The organism is Poseidonocella sp. HB161398, from assembly GCF_005870025.1.
In the GTDB taxonomy this organism is placed as follows: domain Bacteria; phylum Pseudomonadota; class Alphaproteobacteria; order Rhodobacterales; family Rhodobacteraceae; genus Mangrovicoccus.
Map to the genome: position 1 here is coordinate 71,868 of NZ_VATA01000032.1, position 6,000 is coordinate 77,867.

At 70.3% G+C, this 6,000-nt stretch carries 4 protein-coding genes; 2 read left to right on the top strand and 2 right to left on the bottom strand.

Features of this window, described 5'->3' with window-relative positions:
• The first annotated feature begins 735 nt into the window (after window positions 1–735).
• The gene (locus tag FGX59_RS37710; RefSeq protein WP_171060778.1) at window positions 736–1,635 is read left to right on the top strand and encodes a DMT family transporter; all 900 of its coding nucleotides are present in this window, start codon (window positions 736–738) and stop codon (window positions 1,633–1,635) included.
• An 81-nt stretch (window positions 1,636–1,716) separates the two neighbouring features.
• On the opposite strand, the gene FGX59_RS22120 is transcribed toward FGX59_RS37710, so the two are convergent.
• Window positions 1,717–2,625 carry a DMT family transporter gene (locus FGX59_RS22120; protein WP_138469303.1) on the bottom strand — a complete coding sequence of 303 codons (909 nt, stop codon included), beginning with the start codon at window positions 2,623–2,625 and terminating at the stop codon, window positions 1,717–1,719.
• A gap of 103 nt (window positions 2,626–2,728) precedes the next feature.
• Here FGX59_RS22120 and FGX59_RS22125 point away from each other — a divergent pair, with 103 nt between their 5' ends.
• Complete coding sequence (locus tag FGX59_RS22125) at window positions 2,729–3,607, top strand: LysR substrate-binding domain-containing protein (RefSeq protein ID WP_138469304.1); 879 nt, start codon at window positions 2,729–2,731, stop codon at window positions 3,605–3,607.
• Between the two features lie 1,654 nt (window positions 3,608–5,261).
• On the opposite strand, the gene FGX59_RS22130 is transcribed toward FGX59_RS22125, so the two are convergent.
• The coding region (locus FGX59_RS22130) for an electron transfer flavoprotein subunit alpha/FixB family protein (RefSeq protein ID WP_138469305.1) at window positions 5,262–6,000 on the bottom strand (739 nt) is incomplete at its 5' end.

A 6,000-nucleotide genomic window follows, 5' to 3' on the forward strand; every position in this document is an offset into this window, starting at 1 on the left:
AGGACGATTTCTCCGGTTGTGCCCCGGCCTCGGTGGCCGGACCAGCTTCTTCGGCACCCTGCCCGGGCTGGGCAGCTGCAACGGGGGGCGCCGCATCGCCAGCTCCCGCCTGCCGCAGACGGGCGGCGTCCGGTGCAGGGAGGTCGCGCGGCACGATGAAGGACCGCCTCGCCCGCTTCGCCGATATCCCCATGCCGACGAGCGGCGCCCTCGGCGCCTGACCGGGGCACAGCGATGACCGTGCCCGGCACCGCGCAACGCCGGTTGCGGCGGGGCCGGGGCGAGATCGTCCCGGCGATTGGCCTGCGGCACCTCCTCGCTGGGCGCCGCGCCGGCTGCCCCGCGAAATCGAGAGGCCGGAGCTCGAACGGGCGGCGAATGCCCCGCCGGTCATCGCGGGCGAAGAGCGCCGTCCTGCGAGCAGGATCGCCAAGCGTGTCACAGTCCCGGCGGCACCGGTCCCTGCCCGGCCCTCCGGCAGGACCACGGGCGGAACGTCCCCGCAGCCGCGGACACCCGCGCCCTGGCGGAGATCCGGCGGCGCCTGCGCCCCGGGACCCGGAAATGCCGTCCAAGGGTCCGGGCGCGCCGGCACCGGCACCGGGCCGATACAATCGAAACACCATTGCCCGCCTCCGGACACGGGCCCGCAACCTGGCGAGCGCATCAAGGCGCCATCCGATGCCCCGCCCCGGCACCCCGTCCGCCCGGGCCCCACAGAGAGAGAATGCCGCTATGACCCTGGCCCAATGGTCCATCCTCGTTGCCCTCGGCACCGCCTTCGGCGCCTCCTTCGGCGTCAACCAGATCCTCCTGTCGGCCTACGGGCCGCTCACCGTCTCGGCCATCCGGGTCGGGCTCGGCGCCTTCGGCTGCTGGGTCTGGGTCGCCGCCACCGGCCGCCGCGTCCGCCTGGCCGATGCCAGCCTCGCCGCGATCGGCACCTTCGGCATCTTCCAGTACGCCGCCCCCTTCGCCCTGCTGCCGGTGGCGCAGCAGCACATCACCTCCTCCTCCGCCGGGATCGCCAATGCCATGACGCCGGTCGCCGTCGTCGCGATCTCGCATCTCTGGCCCGGCGGAGAGCGCGTGACGCTGGCGAAATCGGCCGGCATCGGCCTGGGCGTCTGCGGAATGGCGGTGCTCGCGACGCAGGGCGCCGCGCCCGGCACGTCGGAGCGCCTCTTCCTCTTCGTCGCCGTCCTGGCGCCGGTATGCTACGGCATCGCGCTCAACCTCGTGCGCCGGCTGCGCGGCCTCGATCCCGTCGTGATGACCGCCTGCGCGATGACCGGTGGCGCGCTGGCCATCCTGCCGCTGGCGCTCGCCGCAGAGGGCGTCCCGCAGATGCCGGGCTGGGAACTGGCCAGCGCCTTCGCGGTCATCGGCTTCGGCCTCACCTCCGCGGCCTTCCTGGTCATGTACTCGATCCTGCCGAAAGTCGGCGCGACCAACCTTTCGCTGGTGACGCTGGTCGCCCCGGTCTCGGCCACCTGCCTTGGCACCGCGGTCTTCGGCGAAGAGCTCTGCACCGCCCAGCTGGCCGGAATGGGGCTGATCCTGGCGGGGCTCGTCGCGATCGACGGGCGCATCTGGACCGCCATCGCCCCGCGGCTGTCGCGGCGGCCGATGTAGCGCGCCCCGCGGCCCGCCGATGCGGATTGCGGGAAAACCGAGCCGGAAGGCAGGCGGCGCGATCCTCGGTCGGGGATCGCGCTAGCGGCTGCAGACTGCAACCTGCGCCCGCCCGGACCGCGGCACGCCCCATCGCAATGTCACGCCGAGGCTCGCGGCGAGGATGCAGGCGAAACCGGCATATTGCGACAAGCCCAGGCCATGGGCGTAGACCAGGGCCTCGACCAGAACCGCGCTGGCCGGGTAGACGAAGAGCAGCACCGCCGCCAGCGCGGCGGGGAGCTTCGGCAGGCCGCTATAAAGCAGCGCATAGACCAGCCCGGTATGCACGACGCCGATCACCGCGAACCAGCCCCATTGTCCGGCGCTGACCTGCATCGGCCCGAGCGGCGCCAGGACGCCCAGCAGGACCGTGCCGCAGAGGCACTGCACCAGGGCAAGCTGCGGCGCGCGGATGTCCTTCATGCCCTTCGCCATGACGGTGACCAGCGAATAGAGCATCGCCGCCCCGAGCGTGCAGCCGATGCCGGTCAGCCAGGAGCGGTCCGGGACCAGCCCGCCATCGGCATAGCCGGTCGCAAGCACCAGCCCGGCCAGCGCGAGCGCCACCCAGGCGAAGGTGGCGGCATGCAGGCGCTCGCCGAAGAGCAGCGCCGCCAGGATCACAAGGAAGAACGGCTGCACATGGAAGACCACGGTGGCGACCGCGATCCCGGTCCGGTCGATCGCGGTGAAGAACAGGACCCAGTTGCCGACCATGAAGACCCCGCTGGCCAGCGCCGCCAGCAGCGTCCGGCCCGGCAGGCGCGCGAGGCCCGAAAGGCCGCCCTGCATCGCCAGGTAGCACGCCAGGGCGAGCGCCCCGATCAGGCAGCGGTAGAAGGCGACCGAGACCGGGTCCGCCCCGCTCTGCAGGACGCAGACCCCCAAAGTTCCCAGCAGCAGCTGGGCCGCGCAAACATTCAGGGCCCCGAGCGCCTGTGAGGTCATGGCATGCGTCCTTTCGCGTGACGGGTCACGCAAGGGTTAGCAGCGTTGACTGTTCCATCAAGCAATGTAATCTGAAGATATTATTTGGAATGGCCAAAGAATAATGCAGCTCGACCATGTCCTGCTCCGCACCTTCATCGCCGCTGTCGACGCGATGAGCTTCACCCGCGCCGCCTCTGCGGTCCACAAGTCGCCGGCCACGGTCTCGACCCAGATCGCCCGGCTGGAGGCGCAGATCGGCCGGCCGCTCTTCATCCGCGACACCCGCAACCTGTCGCTGACCCGCGCCGGAGAAGAGCTGGAGGCCTATGCCCGGCGCATCCTGCGCCTGCATGACGAGGCGGTGGAGGCCTTCCGCCGGCCCGAGATGGCCGGGCGGGTCCGGATCGGCGCGCCCGAGGACTATATCTCCGTTCTGCTGCCGCCGGTCCTGCGGCGCTTCGGGCTGCTGTTCCCCCGGGTCGAAATCGAGATGGCCTGCGCCCAGTCCACCGCGCTCCTGCCGAAGATCGCATCGGGCGCGCTCGACCTGGCCATCGTCACGCGGTCCCCGGGGGTCGGCGGCCAGCTGATCCGGCGGGAAAGGATGGTCTGGATCTGCAGCCGCGAACGGATCGCGCTGGAGCGCCGCCCCCTGCCCGTCGCGCTGTTCGAACCGGGAAGCCAGGCCCGCTCGGTCGTTCTGGCCGCGCTTGCCCGCGGCAATGTCCCGTTCCGCCTCGCCTATGAAAGCGTCAGCCAGCTGGCGCTGCTGACGCTGGTCGAGGCCGGGCTGGCCGTCGCCGCGATCACCCGGATGTCAGCGCCGGACACGGTCATGCAGCTGGGCGCGGCTGACGGCCTGCCCGAGGTCGACCCTCTGGACGTGGCGCTGGTCCGCGGGCCCGGTTCGGACAATCCGGTCTGCGACGCCATGGCCGAGGCCGTGTGCGAAAGCTCGGCCGCCCTCTCCGGCGCGCAGGACCCGTCGGCAGCACCATGACCCCGCGGCCCGGCGGCGAGCCCGGGCAGGAACCGCATGGCAGAGCGGATCGGCCATCGCAGCCGACGACGGCGAGGCCGTCACCGGCCCTGCCGCGATCAGGAGCGCAATGCGAGTCCGCCAGCGCGAGGACCTGCCGAGCGGTGCCCGGGCCGGGTGGACATGACCGGTTTCCGGAAGCGTGCCTGGCCCCCGTCTGCGCGTCCCCGCCCGAGCCCGCATGGGGATTGTGCGCGGCGCCTGCACGACCGCAAAAGGGACACGCGGCGCCGCAGTTCCGGCGCAGAGCTGCGCGGACGCGGCAATCGTCGAGGCGGTGGCACCGAGGACCCGTGGCGCAGCATTGCCGCACGGCTCGCCGAAGCCCCGCCGGAACGCCTTGCCAATGCGGTCGTCGAGCCGCATCCCGGTCACCCGCCGGCAGCTCGCGGCCGAGACGGCGGGTGACGCTGCCAGGAAAGTTGATGTCCGCCGGGACGTGCTCCGGTTCTTCCATTGCGAACTGACCCGCATGTCATCCGCTTCGGCCGGTTCAATGGACGGTCGACGCAGGTCATCCATTTCCCATTGCTGGACCGCCCCGGAACCGGCCCTGCTGGCTTTCGCCCGCCGCGAGCGGATTGTCTGCTTGCAATCTTGGCGCACATCCGGCTTTGGCGCGGCCAGCGGAATGGTCTGGGGACCGCGACGCATGACCAAGCCGCCCATTGCATGACCTCCGGCGCGTGCGGTCAACACTCCAGAGACGCATGCGGACGCTTCGCGCTGCAATGGTGGCGCCAGCCCGCGATCACGATCCTTGCCCCAGCCGGGCCATGGCAACTCGCCCTGCGCAGACCTTTCCCGATCCGCCCCGGTCCTGCTGCCCGGTCCTGCTGCCTGGGCGCGTTCCGCGTGCGTCACGTTCACCGCCCATGCCCCATCGCGGAGCCAGACCGCAATGCGGCGATACCCGCAGCCGCCGGACTGGCTGGTCGCGCGACGGGCCCGGCGTCGGAAATGCCCTCGACGAAAAGGCGTCGCAGCCGCGATGTTGCGACGGGCGCGGACAGAACTGTCCAGCTTGTCGCCCTTTGCCTCCAGCACGCGCCACAGCGGACACGACCTTCGCCGGGACGATATTCAGCCGCCACAACCGGGGCGTCTTTCGAAGCTGTGCGGCATGGCTGCGGATGACGGGGGCCAAGCAGTCATGGTTCCTTTTCCCGCAAGGCGGGACGTCGCGTTCGGCCAGAAATGGCAAGACCATGGACCGACCGGCGATGCGCCCACGCGGTGCAGCCGATGAGCCTTCGCAGAACCGTACGCTCCTGCCTTTAAACGATGTTTCGGGGGGTGGCATGAGCGGGCACTCAGGCCATTCCAGACAGAATTCATCCTGCCAGAGCCGCCTCGCCCAGGATGCGGAAACCGTGCCTCTCAACCGGCCTATCGAGCGGCGCGCTCTGCTCATTCCAGGGGGAAAAGGCGTGTCGAAGCCACGGCTTTCCAATCTCCCGTCCGAGAAGATGCGCGCGTCGGCCTGCAGGACCGCGCCAGACTGCTTCAGCCGCACCGCAGCCGAAATCCCCGCCCGGCAATGACGAGATCACGTGCCTTGCTTTCGCGCATGATCCCTCATTTGCTGCCGGGCGGCTTGCCTGCTCTGCTTGCCTCAGAGCTTCCCGGTCAGCTCCGGCACCGCGTCGAAGAGGTCGGCGACCAGGCCGTAATCGGCGACCTGGAAGATCGGCGCCTCCTCGTCCTTGTTGATGGCGACGATGACCTTCGAGTCCTTCATCCCCGCAAGGTGCTGAATCGCCCCGGAAATCCCCGCCGCGATATACAGATCCGGCGCCACGACCTTGCCGGTCTGCCCGACCTGCCAGTCATTCGGCGCGAAGCCCGAGTCGACCGCCGCCCGCGACGCGCCCACCGCCGCGCCCAGCTTGTCCGCCAGCGCGCCGATGATCGCGAAGCTCTCCTCCGAGCCCACGCCGCGACCGCCCGAGACCACGATCTTCGCCGAGGTCAGCTCCGGCCGGTCGCTCTCCGCCAGCTTGTCCTCGACCCATTCGGCGAGGCCCGTCGCGCCCGGCACCGAAACCGTCTCGACCGCGCAGGCGGGCTGCGTTCCGGCGGCCTCGAAGGTCGAGGTGCGGATGGTCGCTACCTTCTTGGAATCGCCGGATTTCACCGTCTGGATCGCGTTCCCGGCATAGACCGGACGCTCGAAGGTCGCGCCGTCGACGACGGCCGTCACGTCCGAAATGATCATCACGTCGAGCAGCGCGGCCACCCGCGGCATGATGTTCTTCGCATCCGTCGTGGCCGGGGCAAGGATATGTTCATGCGACTCGGCGAGGCTCGCGATCAGCTGCGCGGTGTTCTCCGCCAGCCGGTGGCCCAGGGAC